17 protein-coding genes are annotated in these 18,468 nt (G+C 69.2%); 5 read left to right on the plus strand and 12 right to left on the minus strand.

Annotated elements, in window-relative coordinates; all coding sequences use genetic code 11:
• Positions 1 to 118 precede the first annotated feature (118 nt).
• Complete coding sequence (locus tag ACAM54_RS00355; RefSeq protein ID WP_369649427.1) at positions 119 to 1,507, plus strand: PLP-dependent aminotransferase family protein; 1,389 nt, start codon at positions 119 to 121, stop codon at positions 1,505 to 1,507.
• A gap of 10 nt (positions 1,508 to 1,517) precedes the next feature.
• Here the strand turns inward: ACAM54_RS00355 and ACAM54_RS00360 are convergent, their stop codons facing one another.
• The 4 genes from ACAM54_RS00360 to ACAM54_RS00375 are packed head-to-tail and all read right to left on the minus strand — an operon-like array spanning position 1,518 to position 6,265.
• Positions 1,518 to 3,335 (minus strand): feruloyl-CoA synthase, encoded by a 1,818-nt coding sequence (locus tag ACAM54_RS00360; RefSeq protein WP_369649428.1) that lies wholly within the window; start codon positions 3,333 to 3,335, stop codon positions 1,518 to 1,520.
• 1 nt (position 3,336) lies between these two features.
• Complete coding sequence (locus ACAM54_RS00365; RefSeq protein WP_369649429.1) at positions 3,337 to 4,278, minus strand: 3-hydroxyacyl-CoA dehydrogenase NAD-binding domain-containing protein; 942 nt, start codon at positions 4,276 to 4,278, stop codon at positions 3,337 to 3,339.
• 10 nt (positions 4,279 to 4,288) lie between these two features.
• Positions 4,289 to 5,281 carry a Bug family tripartite tricarboxylate transporter substrate binding protein gene (locus tag ACAM54_RS00370; protein WP_369649430.1) on the minus strand — a complete coding sequence of 331 codons (993 nt, stop codon included), beginning with the start codon at positions 5,279 to 5,281 and terminating at the stop codon, positions 4,289 to 4,291.
• A 60-nt stretch (positions 5,282 to 5,341) separates the two neighbouring features.
• On the minus strand, positions 5,342 to 6,265 hold the full coding sequence (locus tag ACAM54_RS00375) for a 3-keto-5-aminohexanoate cleavage protein (RefSeq protein ID WP_369649431.1): 924 nt from the start codon (positions 6,263 to 6,265) through the stop codon (positions 5,342 to 5,344).
• A 132-nt stretch (positions 6,266 to 6,397) separates the two neighbouring features.
• On the opposite strand from ACAM54_RS00375, the gene ACAM54_RS00380 reads away from it, so the two are divergent.
• Positions 6,398 to 7,108: a Crp/Fnr family transcriptional regulator gene (locus ACAM54_RS00380; RefSeq protein WP_369649432.1), complete on the plus strand. Its 711-nt coding sequence runs from the start codon at positions 6,398 to 6,400 to the stop codon at positions 7,106 to 7,108.
• Between the two features lie 9 nt (positions 7,109 to 7,117).
• Here the strand turns inward: ACAM54_RS00380 and ACAM54_RS00385 are convergent, their stop codons facing one another.
• On the minus strand, positions 7,118 to 8,920 hold the full coding sequence (locus tag ACAM54_RS00385; protein ID WP_369649433.1) for an NAD(P)/FAD-dependent oxidoreductase: 1,803 nt from the start codon (positions 8,918 to 8,920) through the stop codon (positions 7,118 to 7,120).
• 229 nt (positions 8,921 to 9,149) lie between these two features.
• Here ACAM54_RS00385 and ACAM54_RS00390 point away from each other — a divergent pair, with 229 nt between their 5' ends.
• Both ACAM54_RS00390 and ACAM54_RS00395 read left to right on the plus strand, forming a co-directional pair.
• Positions 9,150 to 9,794, plus strand: coding sequence for a helix-turn-helix domain-containing protein (locus ACAM54_RS00390; protein ID WP_309925492.1), 645 nt, complete (start codon positions 9,150 to 9,152; stop codon positions 9,792 to 9,794).
• The gene (locus ACAM54_RS00395) at positions 9,791 to 11,002 is read left to right on the plus strand and encodes a glycosyltransferase (protein ID WP_369649434.1); all 1,212 of its coding nucleotides are present in this window, start codon (positions 9,791 to 9,793) and stop codon (positions 11,000 to 11,002) included. Before ACAM54_RS00390 ends, ACAM54_RS00395 begins: the two co-directional genes overlap by 4 nt.
• On the opposite strand, the gene ACAM54_RS00400 is transcribed toward ACAM54_RS00395, so the two are convergent.
• The 3 genes from ACAM54_RS00400 to ACAM54_RS00410 form a co-directional block, all read right to left on the minus strand.
• Positions 10,999 to 12,930, minus strand: coding sequence for a sigma-54-dependent Fis family transcriptional regulator (locus ACAM54_RS00400; RefSeq protein WP_369649435.1), 1,932 nt, complete (start codon positions 12,928 to 12,930; stop codon positions 10,999 to 11,001). The two genes, ACAM54_RS00395 and ACAM54_RS00400, sit on opposite strands and share 4 nt — an antisense overlap.
• A 143-nt stretch (positions 12,931 to 13,073) precedes the next feature.
• Positions 13,074 to 13,316 carry a 4-oxalocrotonate tautomerase family protein gene (locus tag ACAM54_RS00405; RefSeq protein ID WP_192324750.1) on the minus strand — a complete coding sequence of 81 codons (243 nt, stop codon included), beginning with the start codon at positions 13,314 to 13,316 and terminating at the stop codon, positions 13,074 to 13,076.
• A gap of 10 nt (positions 13,317 to 13,326) precedes the next feature.
• The gene (locus ACAM54_RS00410; RefSeq protein ID WP_369649436.1) at positions 13,327 to 14,067 is read right to left on the minus strand and encodes an SDR family NAD(P)-dependent oxidoreductase; all 741 of its coding nucleotides are present in this window, start codon (positions 14,065 to 14,067) and stop codon (positions 13,327 to 13,329) included.
• 108 nt (positions 14,068 to 14,175) lie between these two features.
• Between ACAM54_RS00410 and ACAM54_RS00415 the strand changes: the two genes are divergently transcribed.
• Positions 14,176 to 15,087 (plus strand): LysR family transcriptional regulator, encoded by a 912-nt coding sequence (locus ACAM54_RS00415; RefSeq protein ID WP_192324746.1) that lies wholly within the window; start codon positions 14,176 to 14,178, stop codon positions 15,085 to 15,087.
• A gap of 6 nt (positions 15,088 to 15,093) precedes the next feature.
• Here ACAM54_RS00415 and ACAM54_RS00420 read toward each other — a convergent pair whose 3' ends face one another.
• Genes ACAM54_RS00420 through ACAM54_RS00435 form a run of 4 tightly spaced genes read right to left on the minus strand, consistent with a single transcriptional unit; the run spans position 15,094 to position 18,387 of the window.
• The gene (locus ACAM54_RS00420) at positions 15,094 to 15,795 is read right to left on the minus strand and encodes an ABC transporter ATP-binding protein (protein ID WP_124960284.1); all 702 of its coding nucleotides are present in this window, start codon (positions 15,793 to 15,795) and stop codon (positions 15,094 to 15,096) included.
• Positions 15,796 to 15,797: 2 nt separating this feature from the next.
• Positions 15,798 to 16,547 carry an ABC transporter ATP-binding protein gene (locus ACAM54_RS00425; protein WP_209500431.1) on the minus strand — a complete coding sequence of 250 codons (750 nt, stop codon included), beginning with the start codon at positions 16,545 to 16,547 and terminating at the stop codon, positions 15,798 to 15,800.
• The gene (locus ACAM54_RS00430; RefSeq protein ID WP_145738799.1) at positions 16,544 to 17,518 is read right to left on the minus strand and encodes a branched-chain amino acid ABC transporter permease; all 975 of its coding nucleotides are present in this window, start codon (positions 17,516 to 17,518) and stop codon (positions 16,544 to 16,546) included. The genes ACAM54_RS00425 and ACAM54_RS00430 overlap by 4 nt, the downstream gene beginning before the upstream one ends.
• A complete protein-coding gene (locus tag ACAM54_RS00435; RefSeq protein WP_021004792.1) occupies positions 17,515 to 18,387 on the minus strand; it encodes a branched-chain amino acid ABC transporter permease in 873 nt (290 codons plus the stop codon). Before ACAM54_RS00435 ends, ACAM54_RS00430 begins: the two co-directional genes overlap by 4 nt.
• Positions 18,388 to 18,468 lie beyond the last annotated feature (81 nt).

Consider the following 18,468-nt stretch of genomic DNA (forward strand, 5'->3'; position numbering starts at 1 on the left):
AGATGAATTCGGGAGCAGGCAATTTAGGCCGGCTGTACCGGCCGCGGAAGGCACAGTTTGGCGGGACAGTGCGGACAGTGGTGCACCGCGGCGGCCTGCTGTGTCACAGTCGCAGCCCATGACCACGATTGCCGATTCGCTTGCCGAAACCCTCGCGCGCCAGATCGCGAGCGGCGCCTACAAGGCCGGCGACAAGCTGCCGTCGCTGCGCGAACTCGCGCAGCTGCACGGCTATGCCAAGAACACGGTGGTGGCCGCGTTCGAGCTGCTGGTGTCGCGCGGCCTCGTCGAGCCGCGGCGCGGTTCGGGCTATTTCGTGCTCGCGCAGTCGACCCCCAAGCCCGTCGAGGAAGAAGCGGGCAGCCTTGGCCGCGCGATGGACATCGTGTGGCTCATGCGCGAGCAGCTCAAGACGCAGCCCGACGCGGTGGCCGTGGGCGACGGCTTCCCGCCGGTCGAATGGCTGGCCGACGTGCGGCTCGACAAGTACCACCCCAAGGTGGTCCGCACGGGGCTTGGCGCGCTGTTCCGCTACGGCAGCCGCTTCGGCTATGCGCCGCTGCGCGACCACCTCGTGCGCAAGCTGGCCGACTTCGGCATCGGCGCCGAGCCGCGGCAGATCGTGCTCACGCACGGCGCCAACGAGGCGATGGACATCGTCATCCGCTATTTCGTGCCGCCCGGCGGCAAGGTGCTGGTGGACGACCCGGGCTACTACCCGCTGTTCGGAAAGCTCAAGCTCGCGGGTGCGCAGATGCTGGCCGTGCCGCGGCTGGCCGACGGGCCCGATCTCGACGTGCTGGAGCGGCTGTTGATGGCCGAGCGGCCGCGCCTCTTCTTCACGCAGTCGCTCGCGCACAACCCCACGGGCTCCGACATCTCGCCGGCCAAGGCCTTCCGCGTGCTGCAGCTCGCGCAGAAATACGACCTGCTGATCGTCGAGAACGACCCGCTGGCCGACTTCAAGCCCACGGCCTTGCCGCGGCTTTCGGCGCTCGACCAGCTGGAGCGCACCATCTACATCGGCAGCTTCTCGAAGTCGTTCTCGGCAGCCTTGCGCGTGGGCTTCATCGCCTGCGGGGCCGGCCTGGCGAGCGACCTCGCGGACCTGAAGGCGCTGATCCACGTGAGCAGTTCGGAGTACAGCGAGCGCACGGTCGACGTGATCCTGAGCGAAGGCCACTACCAGCGGCACCTGAACCGCCTGCAGAACCGCCTCGGCGAGGCCACGCGCAAGGCCTTGCAGCTGTTCGATTCGGTCGATGCGGAGGTCTTCGCGCGCACCCCGCAGTCGCTCTATGTCTGGGCCGCGCTTCCCGGCGTGGCCGACTCGCTGGTGCTGGCGAAGGAACTGCTGCCGCGCAAGATCGTGATGGCGCCGGGGCGCATCTTCAGCACCGATTCGACGCAGGTCTCGCGCTGGTCGCGCTTCAACGTCGGCGCCATGGCCGACCCGCGTTTCGCGAAGGCGCTGCGTACCGCGCTGCGGCGACGTCCCGGCGGTTGATCTTTTTCAGTCAGTCGCGCAGCCGGATGACCTGCAGGTCGTGGTCCGCGCCGGCATGCAGCCGCGCCACCTCGGCCGCGCGGCGCACGAGCACCGCGCGCTGGTTGATGTAGCCCTTGTCGGTGATCTCGCCCGCGTCGAGGCTCGGTGGTTCGCTGAGTACCAGCGCGCATGCGGGGCATTGCGAGGAACCCGCGCCTTCGCTGCGCAGCGCGCGCAGCACCTCGGCGATGCGCCCGGCCAGCGCCTGCGGCGCGAGCGAGGCGGCCTGCGGGCTCGCGAACACCAGCATGCCGATCTCGTCGCGGTCATGGCCCGTGAGCACCACGTCCTGCACATGCGGCGCCAGCATCGACACCAGCTTCACGCGCAGCGTGCCCACCGAGACCCAGGTGCCGCTCGAGAGCTTGAAGTCCTCGGCCACGCGGCCGTTGAAGATCACGCCTTGCGAGGGTTCGGCGGGGTCCGCAAGAAAGCCGGCATCGCCGATGCGGTAGTAGTCCTCTTCGTCGAAGGCCTCGGCGGTTTCGCGCGGCGCATGGCGGTAGCCCGGGAACACCGAGACGCCCTTGACGCGCATCTCGAGCTTCTGGCCGTTGGGCACGAACTTGAGTTCGAGCCCTGGCAGCGGTGCGCCGATGCAGCCGGCGCCATCGAGCTTCCAGTGCGCCGAGGTGATGGCAGGAGAGGTCTCGGTCGCTCCCCACGAGGTGGTGAGCCACAGCGGGCGCTCGGGCCGCACGCGCTGCGCCACCGCTTCGAGCCGCTGCCAGGTCGAGGGGGCGAGCGCCGCGGCCGCATAGAAGGCCAGCCGCAGCCGCGAGAACACCTCGCTCGCGAGCGCATCGTCGGCTTCGAGAAAAGGCAGCAGCATGTCGAAGCCGCGCGGCACGTTGAACAGCAGCGTGGGCTTCACCTCGCGCAGGTTGCGCATGGTCTTCTCGATCAGGCCCGGCGCGGGCCGGCCCTCGTCGATGTAGAGCGCGCCGCCATGGGCGAGCACCATGTGCAGGTTGTGGTTGCCGCCGAAGGTGTGGCTCCAGGGAAGCCAGTCGACCAGCACCGGCTTCTCGTGCGCGAGGAATCGCCAGGTCTGCGCCATCATCTGCTGGTTGGCGCAGAGCATGCGGTGCGTGTTGATCACCACCTTGGGCTTGCCGGTGGAGCCCGAGGTCAGCAGGTACTTGGCGTGGGTGTCGGGCAGGATGGCTTCGTAGGCCTGCATCACGGCGGATGTCTCGCGCGCCTGCAGCAGTTGCGCAAAGGGCAGGGCGCCGGCATGCGCGTCGGCATGGCGGCTGAACACCGTGACCGCCTCGACGCCGCAGCCCGCGAGCGCGCCGCCGTAGATCCTGGCGTCCGAGGCGTAGATCAAGGCGGGCTGCAGCGCCTGCAGCATGCCGTGCAGCCGCGACGGATCCCTGGCCAGGCGCGAGTACGCGCTCGACAGCGAGCACGCCGTGCGCCCGATGTGCATGGCCGCGAGCATCAGCACCGCGTGGTCGATCGCGTTGTCCGAGAGGATCACGATGGGCTTTTCGGCCGGCAGCTCCAGGTCGAGCAGCGCCTGCGCGACGCCGCCCACGGCCTCGCGCAGCGCGCGGTAGTCGAGCTTGCGCCAGCCTTCGCCGCTGTCGTCGCGCTCCGCGAAGGCCAGTGCCTCGGGCGTCTCGCGCGCCCAGCGCTCCAGCCATTCGCCGATGCAGCGCGCATAGGGCTTGAGCGCCATCGGCGAACGCAGCGCGAAGGAGCCGTCGTCGAAGTCGATGCGCACCGTGCGCGGCGGGGCGATCTGGCTTTGGTCGAGGAGGAAGTCGTCGTCGTTCATTTCAATCGAGTCTGCCGGTTTCGGACTTCGCGCGAATCAGGTTCAACAGCAGGATGTCGCGCGCGGCCTCCAGCTCGGCCACGCGCCGCGCGCCCAGTTCCTCGGCCACGCCCTCGGCCACCTTCTGCTTGAGTTCTTCCGTCATCGACGGCGCGCCCAGGTCTTTCCACCAGTCCTCGATCGGCCCGCCCAGGTGCGCGAGCACGTGTTCGATGCCGCCCGCGCCGCCTGAAAGATGCAGGTTCATGAACGGCCCCATCACCGCCCAGCGCAGGCCGGGGCCGTGCGCAATGGCGGTGTCGATGTCGGCCACGCTCGCCACGCCTTCATCGACCAGGTGGAAGGCCTCGCGCCAGAGCGCAGCCTGCAGCCGGTTCGCGATGTGGCCCTTGACCTCGCGCTTCACGTGGATCGGCCGCTTGCCGATGGCGGCATAGAAGGCCATCGTGCGTTCGATGGTCTGGTCCGAGGTGCGCGCGCCGCCGACCACCTCCACCAGCGGGATCAGGTGCGGCGGGTTGAAGGGATGGCCCAGCACCACGCGCTCCGGGTGCTTGCACTCGGCCTGCACGGCGCTGATCGCGAGCCCCGAGGAGCTCGACGCCAGGATCGCGTGGGCCGGCGCGGCCTCGTCCATGCGCCGGAACAGGTCGACCTTGAAATCCAGCCGCTCGGGGCCGCTTTCCTGGACGAAGTCGGCCTGGGCCACCGCATCCTCGAGCCGCGCGTGGAAGCGCAGCCGCCCGGCCGAGGCGCCGCTGGCCAGGCCGAAGCGTTCGAGCGTGGGCCAGTGCGCAGCCACGGCCGCGCGCAGCCGCGCCTCGGCATCGGGCGAGGGGTCGGTGGCCTCCACGTAGAGGCCGCGCGCGAGGAAGTAGGCGGCCCAGCTGGCGCCGATGACGCCGGTGGCGACCACCGCCACGCGTTTCGGAGTCGGTTCCATCTGCATCGCCTCAGGAGTCCGCCGTGAAGCCGATCTTCTTGACCAGCGGGCCCCAGCGCTCGGCCTCGGCCCGCTGAGAGCGCGCCATCTCTTCGGCGGTGGAGCCCTGGGCGATCAGGCCGACCACGGCCAGGCTGTCCGTCACCACCTTTTCCTTGATGGCCGCGTTGATCGCCGCATTGGCCGTTGCCACCACGCTGGCTGGCGTCCTGGCCGGCGCGTAGAAGCCGAACCATTCCTCGGTGGTCAGCTCGGCGAAGCCCTGCTCGGCGAAGGTCGCCACCTCGGGCGAGAAAGGCGAGCGCGCCTTGCCCGAGGTGGCGAGCAGCCGCAGCTTGCCGGCCTTGTGGTTGGGAATGAAGTCGCCGCTGGGCGTGACCATGGCGGCGATCTGTCCGCCCACCACGTCGGTCACGCCGGGAATGGAGCCGCGGTAGGGCACGTGCTTGAGATCGACGCCGTTGTGGAGGCCCAGCAGCGCGCCGATGAAGTGCGGCGTCGAGCCGGCCGCGGGCGAGCCGTAGCTGGCCTGGTTCGGGTTGGCCTTGGCCCAGGCGAGGAAGTCCTTCACCGTGCGCACCTCGGGCGGCACCAGCGGGCCGACCGCGAGGCCATGGTGCATGACGGCGGCGATCGACACCGGCACGAAGTCCTTGCCCGGGTCGTAGCTGAGCTTGCTGTAGATGTGCGGATAGATCGAGGTGCACGAGAAGGGCGACAGCGCCAGCACGCTGCCGTCGGCCGGCGCGCTCTTGAGCGTTTCCAGCGCGATGCGTCCGCCGGCGCCCGGCTTGTTCTCGACCACGGCCGCGTTGCGGCAGTAGGCCGAGCCCGCGAGCTTTTCGCCCACGCGGCGCGCCACGCTGTCGCCGGCGCTGCCGGCCGGGAAGCCGTAGTAGATCTTGACCTGCTCGAGTGCCTGGGCCCGTGCGGCCAGCGGCGAGAGGGCGCCCAGCGCAGTGGCTGCGCCGAGCGTGTGGAGGAAGTGGCGGCGGGTGTTCATGGAATGTCTCCTGTTTTCTGGTGGCGGTTCGGGCGGTTTCCGGCGGGTCGGACGGCCGCTTCAGCGCGGCGCGAATTCGGGGCGCGGGCCGCTTCTGCGCGGCAGCCCCATCATCTGCCTTGCTTCGGCCGGCGTGGCCACTTCCATGTCGAGCTCATGGATGACGCGCACGATGCGTTCGGTGAGCTGCACGTTGGTGGCCAGCTCGCCGTGGCGGAAGTAGAGGTTGTCTTCCAGCCCCACGCGCGCATGGCCGCCCAGCAGCAGCGCCGCCACGTTGGCTTCCAGCTGCGAGGTGCCGATGCCGCTCACGCCGAAGATGCTGCCGCGCGGCAGAGTGTCGACCATCATCTGCAGGAAGCGCGGCGAATACGGCATCGCGTTCTGGAAGTTGCGGTGCACGTTCATCACCAGGTTGATGAAGTAGGGCTCGTCGTCATGGCCCTCCTCGATCAGCGTGGTGGTGTCCTGCAGGATGTGCGTGGGGCTGAACACTTCCCATTCGGGCTTGATGCCGCGCGCCTTCATGCCGGCCGCGAGCTCGCGGCCGCGCGTGATGGGCGTGTCCATCAGGATCTGCCTGCCCTCGAAGCTCAGGTTCAGCGTGGTCGCGTCGAGCGTGCACATCTCGGCGCCCGCGTCCATGCCCTTGATGCGCTCTTCCCAGGCGATCTCCCAGCGGTCGCCCGCCAGTGGCTTCACCATGTCGCCGTGCACGCCGCCGCCGGTGGAGTTGTTGATGACGATGTCGCAGCCGGCATTGCGGATGCGCGTGTTGATGTCGCGGTACACGTCCGCGTCGCAGGTCGCGCCGTCGTCGGGGCGGCGCGCATGGATGGCGGCCACGCTCGCGCCGGCGTTCCAGCAGCGCAGCACGTCGGCCGCGATCTCGTCGGGCTGGGTGGGAAGGTGGGGGTTCTGCGACTTGTGCGCCATGCCGCCGGTGGGGGCGATGGTCACGATCACTTTGCGCTTGGACGACATGCTCCGGGTCTCCTGGGGGGTCTTCTTTCATGAGGGGCGCGCTATTATTTTTGGCGGCGCAGGCACACTCAGTCATTGCGACGACATTTGGGCTCAGGGTTTACGCACCCGGGCCCCAGGAGCTTTCATTTCATGGCCACGACGAAGCCGGCCTTCAAGGCGGCATCGCTGACGATTCCCCAGTTGCTGCAGCGCTCGGCCTGGTATCCGCTGCTCGACGAAACGGCGCGCGAACGCGTGCTCGACGAGATCCGCGAGGTCGAAGTCGCGGCCGGCGCCGCGCTGTGCCGGCGCGGCGATACGCCGCTGCACTGGTACGGCACGCTCGAAGGCTTGCTCAAGTGGTCGATCACCTCGAGCGACGGCCGCTCGGTCACCTTCGGCGGGCTGTCGGTGGGCAGCTGGTTCGGCGAAGGCACGCTGCTGCGCGGCGCTCCGCGCTCGGCCGATGTCATTGCGCTGCGGCCGAGCCGCGTCGCGCAGCTGCCGGTCGAGACCTTCGAATGGCTGCACCGCACGCAGCGCGGCTTCGATCACTTCCTGCTGCAGCAGCTCAACGAGCGGCTGCACTGGTTCATGGGCAACTACGCGGCGCACCGGCTGCTCGACGCCGACGGCCAGGTGGCCCGTGCGCTGGCGGGGCTGTTCCATCCGTGGCTGTATCCGGGCAGCGAGCTGCACCTGCAGACCTCGCAGGAGGAGATCGCCAACCTTTCCGGCGTGTCGCGCCAGCGCTGCAATGCGGCACTGAACCGGCTGAAGGAAGCGGGGTTCCTGCGGATCGAATACGGCGGCATCACCGTGGTCGACCTCGAAGGGCTGCGCCGCTTCATCAGCGAATGAGCCGCCCGCTCAGCGCGTGTGGTAGGACGGCGCGCGCTCGTACACCGGCGTGTCGATGCCTTCCATGCGCGCCTTCAGCTGCAGCGCCAGGAACTGCGAGTAGTGGCGCGACTGGTGCAGGTTGCCGCCGTGGAACCAGAGGTTCTCGACCTGCGTGGGCTTCCACATGTTGCGCAGCTCGCCTTCCCACGGGCCTGGGTCCTTCGGCGTGTTGGAGCCCAGGCCCCAGCACTTGCCGACCTTGTCGGCGATCTCGGGCGAGATCAGGTCGGCCAGCCAGCCGTTCATCGAGCCGTAGCCGGTGGCGTACACCAGCAGGTCGGCCGGCAGCTCGGTGCCGTCGGTCAGCGTGACCGAGCGCTCGTTCACCCGCTCGATGTTCACGCCGCTCTTGAGGTGGATGCTGCCGTTGGCCACCAGCTCGGAGGCACCCACGTCGATGTAGTAGCCCGAGCCGCGCCGCAGGTACTTCATGAAGAGCCCCGAGCCGTCGACGCCGAAGTCGAGCAGGAAGCCCGCCTTCTCCAGCCGTGAATACAGGTCGGCGTCGCGCTTCTTCATCTCCTCATACACCGGGATGTGGAAGGTGTGCATGATCCTGTAGGGCACCGAGGCGAAGATCAGGTCGCCCTTGTGGTGGTCGATGCCGTTCTTCACGGCCTGCTCGGAGTAGAGCCCGCCCAGCGCCAGCTCCATCAGCGACTGCGAAGGCGCGATGTGCGTGGACGAGCGCTGGATCATCGTCACGTCCGCGCCGTGCTCCCACAGCGCCGCGCAGATGTCGTGCGCCGAGTTGTTCGAGCCCAGCACCACGCACTTCCTGCCGGCATAGGCCTCGGGCCCGGGGTGCTGGCTCGAATGGTGCTGGTCGCCCTTGAAGTTCTCCGCGCCCGCGATCTTCGGCACGTTCGGGTAGCCCGAGACGCCGAGTGCGAACACCAGCTGCTTCGGCCGCAGCACGACCTGCTTGCCTTCGCGCTCCACCGTCACCTCCCAGCGCTGCGTGGCTTCGTCGAAGCGGGCCTTCTTCGCGTTGGTGGAGCTCCAGTAGTTGAGCTCCATGATCTTGGTGTACATCTCGAGCCAGTCGCCGATCTTGTCCTTGGGCGCGAACACCGGCCAGTCGTCGGGAAAGGGCATGTAGGGCAGGTGGTCGTACCAGACCGGGTCGTGCAGGCACAGCGACTTGTAGCGCTTGCGCCAGGAGTCGCCGGCCTTCGCGTTGCGCTCCACGATGATGGTCGGCACGCCCAGCCGGCGCAGCCGCGCGCCCAGCGCGATGCCGCCCTGGCCGCCGCCGATGACCACCACCTCGGGCTGCTCGGTGTAGCCGAGCGCGGCCTCTTCGTCGCGGCGCTTCTCGAGCCAGTTCTTGCGGCCCTTGTGCACGCCGTGCTCCGCGCCCTTGATGCGGTTGTCGCCGGTCTTTTCCTCGAAGCCCTTGAGCTCGGTCATGGTGGTGAGCAAGGTCCAGGCCTTGCCGCCGCGCAGCCGAAGATGGCCGCGGCCGCGCGCCACGCGCGTCTCGAAGCTGAACCAGGCATCGACCACGCCATCGGCCTCGGTCGCCTCGCCCTCCAGCGCGAAGGCCGCGGGCTGCGTGTCGGCCAGCCGCGCCTGCAGCATCGCGCGGATGGCATCGGCACCTTCCTGCGTGCGGATGTTCCAGGTGAAGGCGACGAGGTCGCGCCAGTAGCTGTCGGCCTCGAACAGCGAGACGGCCGTGTCGATGTCGCCGCGTGCGAGCGCGGCGGCGAAGTCGGCGAGCCAGGTGGCGGCGGCCCGGGTGGGGGCGGTGGTCGGGTCTGTCATTGCATGTCTCCGTGTGTCGTTGAACGAGTCGAATCGAATCGCGGCGCAGCAAGGCGCACGCGGGATTCGTGGCGCAGATTTCGTGCCGTGCGGAACGGGACGAAGAATCAAGGGCCTGGCCGGGGTTTTGTCGCAGGCGCCTGTTGCTGTCTCACCGAGACTGAGACAGCGCATGAGAATTTGAACGTCGTATAAAATTGGACGGCGTTTAAATTCAAGGGCCCACACCGTGACAGAACCCGACCCCCCAGGCCGCCGCGAGCGCCGGCGCACCCAGACGCTCGACCACGTCGCGTCCACCGCCATGCGCCTGTTCGAAGCCCAGGGCTACGACGCGACCACCATGGAGCAGATCGCGCAGCGGGCGGACGTGGCCAAGGGCACGCTCTACAACCACTTTCCGACCAAGGAAGCGATCCTGGCGCACTGGGTGCACCTTGAACTCGTGTCCGATGTGCAGCGCCTGCACGAGGCGGTCGATCCGAAGGCGGATTTCGCGGTGCAGCTCGCCAGCCTGCTCGACGCGTCGGCCGAGTGGTCCGAGCGCTACCGGGCCTACCTGCTCGACTACTTCCGCTTTCGCTTCCTCAACATCGAGAGCGAACTCGGCGGCGGCGACCGCAGCACGCCGCGCGACCTGTCGGGGCTGTTCGAAGCGCTGATCGCCGCCGCCCAGCAGGCGGGCACGCTGCGCACCGACGTGTCGGCCGCGCACCTTGCGAGCCTGCTGCACCACCTGTACTTTGGCGCGCTGATGCGCTGGCTCACGCTGCCCGGCCTGGTGCTGCGCGACGAGTTCGCCGTGGTCGTCGATCTCTTCGCCCGTGGCGCACGCGCGGCGCCGAAACCCCCTGCAAGGAGGCGCTCCTCATGAAACTCGCCGTGCTCACCTACGGCACCGAGGGCGACGCCCGGCCGCTCGCTGCGCTGTGCCGCGCGCTGGACGACGCGGGCCATGCGTCGGTGCTGCTGGCGGACGCCACCACGCTCGGCGCGGCCGAACGGCTTGGCGTGCGCTCGCAGGCGCTGGCCGGCGACATGCGCGAGGCGCTCGGCAGCGTCGTCGCGCAGGGCGACAAGCCGGCCGCGGCCGCGAAGGCGCTCGCGGACATCGCCAATGCCAACGCCACGTCCTGGCTGCGCCAGACCGTCGAGGCCGCGCAGGGCTGCGACGCGGTCGTCTGCGCGGGGCTCGCGGCCTTCGTGGGCCTGTCGGCGGCCGAGGCGCTGGGCGTGCCCGCCATCGGCGCAGGCATGTTCCCGCTCACGCCGACGGCCGCATTCGCTTCGCCTTTTTTGCCGCCCGCCCGCGTGCCGCGCTTCCTGAACCGCGCGAGCCACCATCTCGTCAACGGGCTGCTCTGGCGCGCCTTCCGGCCGGCCGTGAATGCCGCGCGCGCCGAGGTCTGCGGCCTGCCGCCGCGACGCCGCCTGTGGACCACGCACCCCGTGCTCTACGGCTACTCGCCGAGCCTGCTGCCGCGCCCGGCCGACTGGCCCGCCAACGCCGCCGTGTGCGGCCAGTGGCTCGCGCCCGCGCCCGGCTGGCAGCCGCCGGCGGCGCTGCGCGACTTTCTCGCGGCCGGCGAGGCACCCGTCTACATCGGCTTCGGCAGCATGACGGGCTTCGACAAGGCGCGGCTGCTCGCGGCCCTCGTCGAGGGCGTGGCCGGCCGGCGCGCGGTGCTGCATCCCGGATGGAGCGGCCTCGATGTGCAGCTGCCGCCGAATTTCCACGCCATCGGCGACACCCCGCACGACTGGCTGTTTCCGCAGATGGCGCTGGTGGTGCACCACGGCGGCTCGGGCACCAGCCACTCGGCCGCGCGCGCGGGCGTGCCCTCGGTGGTCGTGCCCTTCGCGGGCGACCAGGCGTTCTGGGCGCACCACCTCGCGCAGGCGGGCGTGGCACCGCCTGCGGTGGCGGGTGCCCGGTTCGGCGCCGGCGACCTGGCGCGCGGCATCGCGTTTGCGCACGACCCGCAGGTGCGCGCGCGGGCACGGGCATTGGGCGAACGCATGCGCGCGGAAGACGGCCTGGGCACGGCCGTGCGCGCCGTCGAGCAGATCCTGAGGCGTTAGCCGCGCTGCGGCGCCACGATGCCGAAGCGCTTCATGTGGCGGTACGCCGTGGCGCGGCTGATGCCGAGCGCCTGTGCGGCCCGCGCCACATGCCAGCGGTGGCGCTGCAGCGCGTCGAGCAGGCGCGTGGCATCGGCGGCGCTGTCGCCGTCGTCTGCCGGCGTGGGTGATGTGTCCCCGCGGTCGAGCGACGGACGATGCGGCGCCAGGCGCAACTCCTCGGGCGTGATGCTCGCCCCCGTGCAGAGCGCCAGTGCCAGCCGAAGCACATTGCGCAACTCGCGCAGGTTGCCCGGCCAGTCGTGCGCCATCAGCCGCAGCATCGCGGCCTCCGACAGCCGCGCGGCCGAGCCCATCGCCGCCGCCTCTTCATGGAACATCGCCTCGATCAGGTAGCGCCGGTCGCGCCGCGCGCGCAGCGGCGGCAGCTTCAGCACCGCGCCGCACAGGCGGTAGTACAGGTCCTCGCGAAAGCGCCCGGCCGCGACCAGCGCCGACAAGTCGCGGTGCGTGGCCGCCACCACCGCGATGTCCACGCGCTGCGGCGATTCCGCCCCCAGCGGCAGCACCTCGCCTTCGGACAGCACGCGCAAAAGCCGCGTCTGCAGCGCCATCGGCATGTCGCCGATCTCGTCGAGGAACAGCGTGCCGCGGTCGGCCTGCGCGATCAGCCCCTTCATGCCCTTGGCGCGGCCGCCGGTGAAGCTGCCGGGCGTGTAGCCGAAGAGTTCGCTCTCGATCAGCGAATCGGGAATGGCCGCGCAGTTCACCGCCACGAAGGGCATCGCCGCGCGGGCGCTTGCGCCGTGCATGGCGCGCGCCAGCACTTCCTTGCCGCTGCCGGTTTCGCCTTCGACCAGCACATGGATGCCGCGGTCCACCAGACGGCGCGCCTGCGCGAGAAGCTGCTGCATGGCCGGGTCGTCGCCGGCGATGCGCGCGAGCGGCGGCAGGCGATCGGAGGGGCGGGCCGTGCCAGGCGCTGGCGCTGCCGCCCGCCGCACGCGCGGCGCCAGCAGCGAGGCGTGGTATTCGCCGCCGCCCGGCAGCAGCACGGTGTGTGCGAAAGGCATGGCCGATGCGCCGCCGTTGCCCAGGCGCCAGATCGCGTCCATCGGCATGTGCAGCAGCTGCGACAGCTCGCGGCCCAGCGGGTTTTCGGCCAGGGCCTGCCGCGCGCCGCTGTTGGCGCCGACCACCGTGCCGCCCTCGTCGAAGGCCAGCATCAGCTCGCCGGCCACGTCGACCAGCCCGTAGGCCGTGCCCAGCCGCAGGATCCAGTGGCCGCGGAAGCTGCGCAGGAAATCGGCGTCCTCGATCATCCGCGCGTAGATCGACACCAGGTGCCGCACGAGGTGCTGGCTCTCCCTGGCCTCGGGCGAGCGCAGCGCCGAGACGTCGAGGATGGCCGTGAGCTTGCCGCTGTGGTCGAACAGCGGCGCCGTCGTGCAGGTGAGCGCGATGTGCGTGGCATCGAAGTGCTCGGTCTGGTGGCAGGTCATCGGCTGGCGCTCGATCAGGCAGGTGCCCACGCCGCAGGTGCCCGCATGGGCTTCGTTCCAGTCGGCGCCCAGGTAGAGGCCGGCGCGGCGCAGCTGGTCGTCCCAGGCCGGATTGCCGATGTAGTCGACCGTGATGCCTTCGGCGTCGGTCAGCAGCACCATGTAGCCGAGGTCCGCCACGCGGCGGTAGATGTCTTCCATGCCGGCGCGCGCCGCGCGCAAAAAATGCTCCAGCTGCTGCTGGTGCGCGCGCAGCTCCTGCGCCGGCAGGATGCGCGCGGGGCTGGGCTTCGTCGGGTCGAGGCCGTGCTCGCGCACGCAGCGCGCCCACGACTTGTGGACCAGGCTCGCCGCCGGATCGGCCAGTGCCGTGCCGGTGGCGATCGAGTAGACGTTGTCGATGTGACGCGATTGCAGGGAAGTCATGCTCAACCTCGCGGTGCGCACGGCCTCCGCGGGGATCCATGGGGCGTGCAGCCGCACATCATTCGACTGCCGCATGCCCCGGGGTGAGAGGTGAAACCCGGTGGAACGGAGGTTTTACGCCCCTCGCGTCGCGGGCACGCCGCTCAATCCGGCGCAGTTCCTTCACTGCCCGGTTTCGCACCACCGGCCAACCGCTTGCGGTACTCGGTGGTCGTCAGGCCCGCGAAGCCCCAATCGTCGGTGTCGATCTCCTCGATCACGACGTGCGTCCATTCGGGCGGCTTCTTCAGCACCCGTTCGAGGGTTTCCGTGAACTCGGCAATGACCTGGGTTTTCTGTTCGCGCGTGACACCGTCGCGCGTGATCTTCAGGTTGATGAAAGGCATGGTGTGCTCCTTACCAGGTGCCCGTGCTCATGCCGCCGTCCACCGGCAGCACCACGCCCGTCGTGAAGTCGGAGCTCGTGAGGTAGAGCACCGCGTCGGCGATCTCGCGCACCTGCGCGATGCGGCCGGCGGGCGCCAGGCCGTTCAGAAAGCCGTGCATCTCGGGCGTGTACAGCGGCGTGTCGACGATGCCGGGCGCCACCGCATTCACCTTGACGTTGTGCGGCGAGAGTTCGAGCGCCAGCGCGCGCGTCGCGGCGTTGACGCCGCCCTTCACCAGCACCGGCAGCAGGGCCGGCACCTTGAGGTTCGGCTGCAGCGCGAGGCTCGCGGTGATGTTCACGATATGGCCCCGGCGGCGCGGCACCATGTGCGCCGCCGCGGCTTGCGAGGCGTAGACGAAACCCTTGATGTTCGTGGCCACGATGCGGTCCAGCTCTTCCTCGGTGTACTCGACGAAAGGCTTGGCATTGAAGATGCCCGCGTTGTTGATGAGCACGTCGACCTGGCCGAAGCGCTCCACGGCGCGGTCGATGAGCTGCCGCGCGGTGTCGCGCTGGCCGATGTCGCCAGCCACGCCGAGAAAGCGTGCAGGGCTGCCGAGCTGCTTCGCTGCGGCGGCGAGCCGATCGTCGGTGCGCGCATTGGCGACCACGTTGAAGCCGCGCGCCAGATAAGCCTCGGCGAGGCCCAGGCCGATGCCGCTCGAGGCGCCTGTGATGACCACGGTGGGGGATGTGTTGTCCTGCATGTCGGTTCTCCAAAGGAAGTTGATGACGTGGGGAGAACTGTATTGATGACACGGCAATAGATAAATCACTAGACTCGCACTTCACTTGATACGCAAGGTAATCAATCCATGCAGCGGCAGTTCGGCGACATCCTCCTGGGCAGCATCGAGCTCTTCTGCCTCGCAGCAGAGACGGGCGGGTTCACCTCGGCGGCGCTCGCTGCCGGCGTCACGCCAGCGGCCGTGAGCCGCTCGATCTCGCGGCTCGAAAAGCGGCTCGGGCTTCGCCTCTTCGTGCGCACCACGCGCAGCGTGCGGCTCACCGACGCGGGCCGCTCCTACTTCGCGCAATGCCGCCAGGCGCTGGCGCAACTCGCCGAGGCCGAGCGCGAAGTGATGGGCCAGCAGGCGCAGCCCTCGGGCATGCTGCGCATCAGCGTGCCCACCACCTACGGCCATCACCGCATCCTGCCGATGCTGCCCGCGTTCCGCGAACGCTTTCCCGACATCCGGCTGCATGTGCACCTGAGCAACCGGAACATCGACTTCGTGGAAGAGGGCTACGACATGGCCGTGCGTGTGCGTGCCCAGCCCGACTCCACGCTGATTGCGCGCCACCTCGAGGATGCGCAACTGGTGGTGGTGGCCAGCCGCAAGTACCTGAGGAAGGTCGGCACGCCGCGCACGCTGGACGATCTTTCCGCGCACGAGTGCATCCAGTTCGAGCTGCCCAGCAGCGGCCGCCGCATCTCATGGCTCTTCAAGGAGAACGGCAAGGACCGCGAAGTCTTCGCGGACAGTGCCTACAGCTGCTCCGACGACGTGCTGGGCGGCGTCACGCTCGCCAGGAGCGACGCCGGACTCTTTCAGACCTACCGCTTCGTGGTGGAAAAAGAGCTCGCCGACGGATCGCTCGTCGAGGTGCTCAAGCCCTTTGCGGGCCGCTCGCGGCCCTACACGCTGCTGTACCCGGACGGGCGGCATGTGCCGCTGCGCATGCGGGTGTTCATCGATTTCCTGATGGCGCAGCGGGCCGCCTGAAGCGCCTTACACGCCCAGCAATTCTTCGAGCGCCTGAGGCTCCGCCAGCAGGTCGGCCGACGCGCCATGCCGCACGATCTGCCCCTTCTCCATCACCACCGCGAGGTCGGTATGCGCGAGCACCTTGCGGTAGTCGCGGTCCACGATCAGCGTGGCGATGCCGGTCGCGCGGATCTCGCCGATCACGCGCCAGATCTCGGCCACGATCAGCGGCGCGAGGCCTTCGGTGGCCTCGTCGAGGATCAGCAGGCGCGGGTTGGTCATGAGTGCGCGGCCGATCGAGAGCATCTGCTGCTCGCCGCCCGAGAGCTGCTGGCCGCCGTGCGAGAGCCGCTCGGCCAGGCGCGGAAAGGTGGCCATCACGCGGTCGAAGGTCCAGGCGCGGCGGCCGTCGATGCCCGCGCGCTCGCTCATCACGAGGTTCTCGCGCACCGAGAGATTCGGGAAGATGCCGCGGCCCTCGGGCACGTAGCCGATGCCGAGCCGCGCCATCTTCTCGGGCGGCCAGCCGGTGACGGTGCGGCCGTCGACCTGCACCTCGCCCGAGGCGGGGCGCACGTAACCCATGACCGTGCGGATCAGCGTGGTCTTGCCCATGCCGTTGCGCCCGAGCAGGCCGACCGAGGTGGCGGCCGGAATGCCGGCGTGCACGCCGCGCAGGATGTGGCTGCTGCCGTAGTAGGTGTTGAGATCGCGGACGACGAGCATGGTCAGTGATCCTCTCCAAGGTAGGCGGTGCGCACTTCGGGGTTCTCGCGGATCGATTTCGGATCGCCGGTCGCGATGACCGTGCCGTTCACCATCACCGTGATGCGGTCGGCGATGCGGAACACCGCGTCCATGTCGTGCTCCACCAGCAGGATCGCGTGCGTGGCCTTCAGCCGCGCGAGCAGCGTGAGCATGCGGTCGGTTTCCTCGGCGCCCATGCCCGCGAGCGGCTCGTCGAGCAGCAGCACGCGCGGTTTGGTGGCCAGGCACATTGCCACTTCGAGCTGGCGCTGCGCGCCATGGCTCAGTGTGCCGGCGATGCGCAGGGCTTCGTTCGACAGGCCCGCGGCTTCGAGCGCCGCATCGGCCGCCGCATTGCTGGCCGCGCAGCGCCCGGACGACTGCCACACCGTCCAGGGCCGCGCCGTGGCGGCCTGCGCCGCGAGCCGGCAGTTCTCGTGCACGCTGAACTCCGGGAAGATGGTGGTGCGCTGGTAGCTGCGGCCCACGCCGGCACGTGCGCGGCGCCACTGCGCGCGGCGCGTGATGTCGACACCGTCGAGCGCGATGCGGCCTTCGGAGGCTTCGATCTCGCCCGAGAGCATGTTGATCAGCGTCGACTTGCCTGCGCCGTTGGTGCCGATCACCGCATGGACTTCGCCCACGTGCAGGTCGAGCGTGATGGCGTTGACGGCGGTGAGGCCGCCGAAGCGGCGCGTGAGGCCTTCGACGGAAAGCAGTGCGGTCGTCATGCAGCCCCCTTCGGCGAGAGCCGTTTTGCCAGCCCGATCAACCCCTTGGGCAGCCACGCCACGAACACGATGATCGCGATGCCCAGCGTCAGCTGCCAGTGGTCCGCGAGCGGCCCCATCACCGCATGCGTCGAGAAGATCTCCTTCAGCAGCGTGAACGCGATGGCGCCGATGACCGCGCCGCGCAGGTGGCCGAGGCCGCCGAGGATCACCATCAGCAGCACCTCGCCCGAGTTGTGCCAGGCCATCAGCTCGGGGTTGACCACGCCGTCGCGCGAGGCCAGCAGAAAGCCCGCGAGCCCGGCCAGCGCGCCGGCCAGCACGAAGGCCGCGAGCTTGTAGCCGTACACCGGGAAACCGGCCGCGCGCATGCGCTGCTCGTTCACGCGGATGCCCGCGAGCGCCGCGCCGAAGCGGGAGCGGCGAACGAGCGCCAGCAAGCCGTAGGTGAACACCAGCGATGCGAGCACCACGTAGAACAGCACCATGCGGTTCTCCATGTCGAGCTTGCCGATGGCCGGCCGCACATACATGTAGATGCCGTCGCTGCCGCCGCCCACCTTGGTGTCGTGGAACACGAAGAAGGCCATCTGCGCGAAGGCCAGCGTCACCATGATGAAGTACACGCCGCGCGTGCGCAGGCTCAGCGCGCCCACGAACAATGCATAGAGCGCCGCCGCGCCCATGGCCAGCGGCAGCAGCAGCGCGAGGTTGCCGCCTTCGTTGCCCGAGGCCAGCACCGTCACGTAGGCGCCGATGCCGTAGAACGCCGCATGGCCCAGGCTCACGAGGCCCGTCATGCCGACCAGCAGTTCGAGGCTCAGCGCGAAGATCGACAGGATCATCACCTTGACGACGAAGTCCGAGACGTAGTTGCCCATCATCGGGCCGAGCACGCCGATCGCAATGGCGCAGGCCACCGGCACGAGAAACGCGCCGCGCCGCACGGAAGAAGTGTGGACCTGCGTCATGGCCGCCTCCCCATCAGCCCTTCGGGCTTCCAGATCAGCACGATGGCCATCAGCAGGTAGATGCCGATGCCGCTCAGGTCCGCGAAGAACACCTTGCCGAAGGTGTCGACGAAGCCCACCAGCAGCGAGGCCACGAGCGCGCCCGTGATCGAGCCGATGCCGCCGATCACCACCAGCACGAAGCAGATGATGAGCACGCTCGCCCCCATGTTCGGATACACCGAGGACATCGGCGCCGCGATCATGCCGGCCAGCGCCGCGAGCGCCACGCCGGCCGCGAACACGATGCGGTAGAGCCGCTTCACGTCGATGCCCAGCCCGCGCACCATGTCGCGATTGCTCGCGCCTGCGCGGATCATCATGCCCAGCCGCGTGCGGTTGACCACCCAGTACAGCGCCACCGCCAGCACGATGCAGGCAGCCGAAGCGAAGAGCCGGTACCACGGATAGCTCATGACGTTGCCGAGCGCGAAGCTGCCGTCGAGCCAGGCCGGCACCTTCACGCCATGCACGTCGTTGCCCACGAGGATGGAGCGCAGCTCCTCGAACACCAGGATGAGCCCGTAGGTCATCAGCACCTGCTGCAGGTGGTCGCGCTGGTAGAGGTAGCTGAAGAAGGCCCATTCGAGCAGGTAGCCGAAGATGGCTGCCAGCACCACGCCGGCCACCAGCATCAAGAGGAACTGGTCGCCGAACAGCGGCGCGAGCGCGAACGCCATGTACGCGCCGATCATGTAGAAGCTGCCGTGCGCAAGGTTGATCACGCCCATGATCCCGAAGATCAGCGTGAGCCCCGAGGCCACCAGGAATAGAAGAAGTCCGTACTGAACCGAGTTCAGGCACTGGACAAGGAAGGTGCCGAAATCCACGTTAGGTCATCCCGGTAGGGGGCTTGGAGAGCGTGGCGCGAAAGCGCCCGCGATGTTCGTGAGACACCGCGGATCCGGCTT

The organism is Variovorax sp. V93 (assembly GCF_041154485.1).
Classification (GTDB): domain Bacteria; phylum Pseudomonadota; class Gammaproteobacteria; order Burkholderiales; family Burkholderiaceae_C; genus Variovorax; species Variovorax beijingensis_A.

Bases quoted from the DNA above. Each gene is read 5' to 3' on its own strand.
- ACAM54_RS00400 (WP_369649435.1), bottom strand. From the start codon at position 12,930: ATGACTTCCCTGCAATCGCGTCACATCGACAACGTCTACTCGATCGCC.
- ACAM54_RS00365 (WP_369649429.1), bottom strand. From the start codon at position 4,278: ATGGAACCGACTCCGAAACGCGTGGCGGTGGTCGCCACCGGCGTCATC.
- ACAM54_RS00360 (WP_369649428.1), bottom strand. From the start codon at position 3,335: ATGAACGACGACGACTTCCTCCTCGACCAAAGCCAGATCGCCCCGCCG.
- ACAM54_RS00395 (WP_369649434.1), top strand. From the start codon at position 9,791: ATGAAACTCGCCGTGCTCACCTACGGCACCGAGGGCGACGCCCGGCCG.
- ACAM54_RS00405 (WP_192324750.1), bottom strand. From the start codon at position 13,316: ATGCCTTTCATCAACCTGAAGATCACGCGCGACGGTGTCACGCGCGAA.
- ACAM54_RS00375 (WP_369649431.1), bottom strand. From the start codon at position 6,265: ATGTCGTCCAAGCGCAAAGTGATCGTGACCATCGCCCCCACCGGCGGC.
- ACAM54_RS00355 (WP_369649427.1), top strand. From the start codon at position 119: ATGACCACGATTGCCGATTCGCTTGCCGAAACCCTCGCGCGCCAGATC.
- ACAM54_RS00425 (WP_209500431.1), bottom strand. From the start codon at position 16,547: ATGACGACCGCACTGCTTTCCGTCGAAGGCCTCACGCGCCGCTTCGGC.
- ACAM54_RS00415 (WP_192324746.1), top strand. From the start codon at position 14,176: ATGCAGCGGCAGTTCGGCGACATCCTCCTGGGCAGCATCGAGCTCTTC.
- ACAM54_RS00370 (WP_369649430.1), bottom strand. From the start codon at position 5,281: ATGAACACCCGCCGCCACTTCCTCCACACGCTCGGCGCAGCCACTGCG.
- ACAM54_RS00380 (WP_369649432.1), top strand. From the start codon at position 6,398: ATGGCCACGACGAAGCCGGCCTTCAAGGCGGCATCGCTGACGATTCCC.
- ACAM54_RS00385 (WP_369649433.1), bottom strand. From the start codon at position 8,920: ATGACAGACCCGACCACCGCCCCCACCCGGGCCGCCGCCACCTGGCTC.
- ACAM54_RS00430 (WP_145738799.1), bottom strand. From the start codon at position 17,518: ATGACGCAGGTCCACACTTCTTCCGTGCGGCGCGGCGCGTTTCTCGTG.
- ACAM54_RS00410 (WP_369649436.1), bottom strand. From the start codon at position 14,067: ATGCAGGACAACACATCCCCCACCGTGGTCATCACAGGCGCCTCGAGC.
- ACAM54_RS00420 (WP_124960284.1), bottom strand. From the start codon at position 15,795: ATGCTCGTCGTCCGCGATCTCAACACCTACTACGGCAGCAGCCACATC.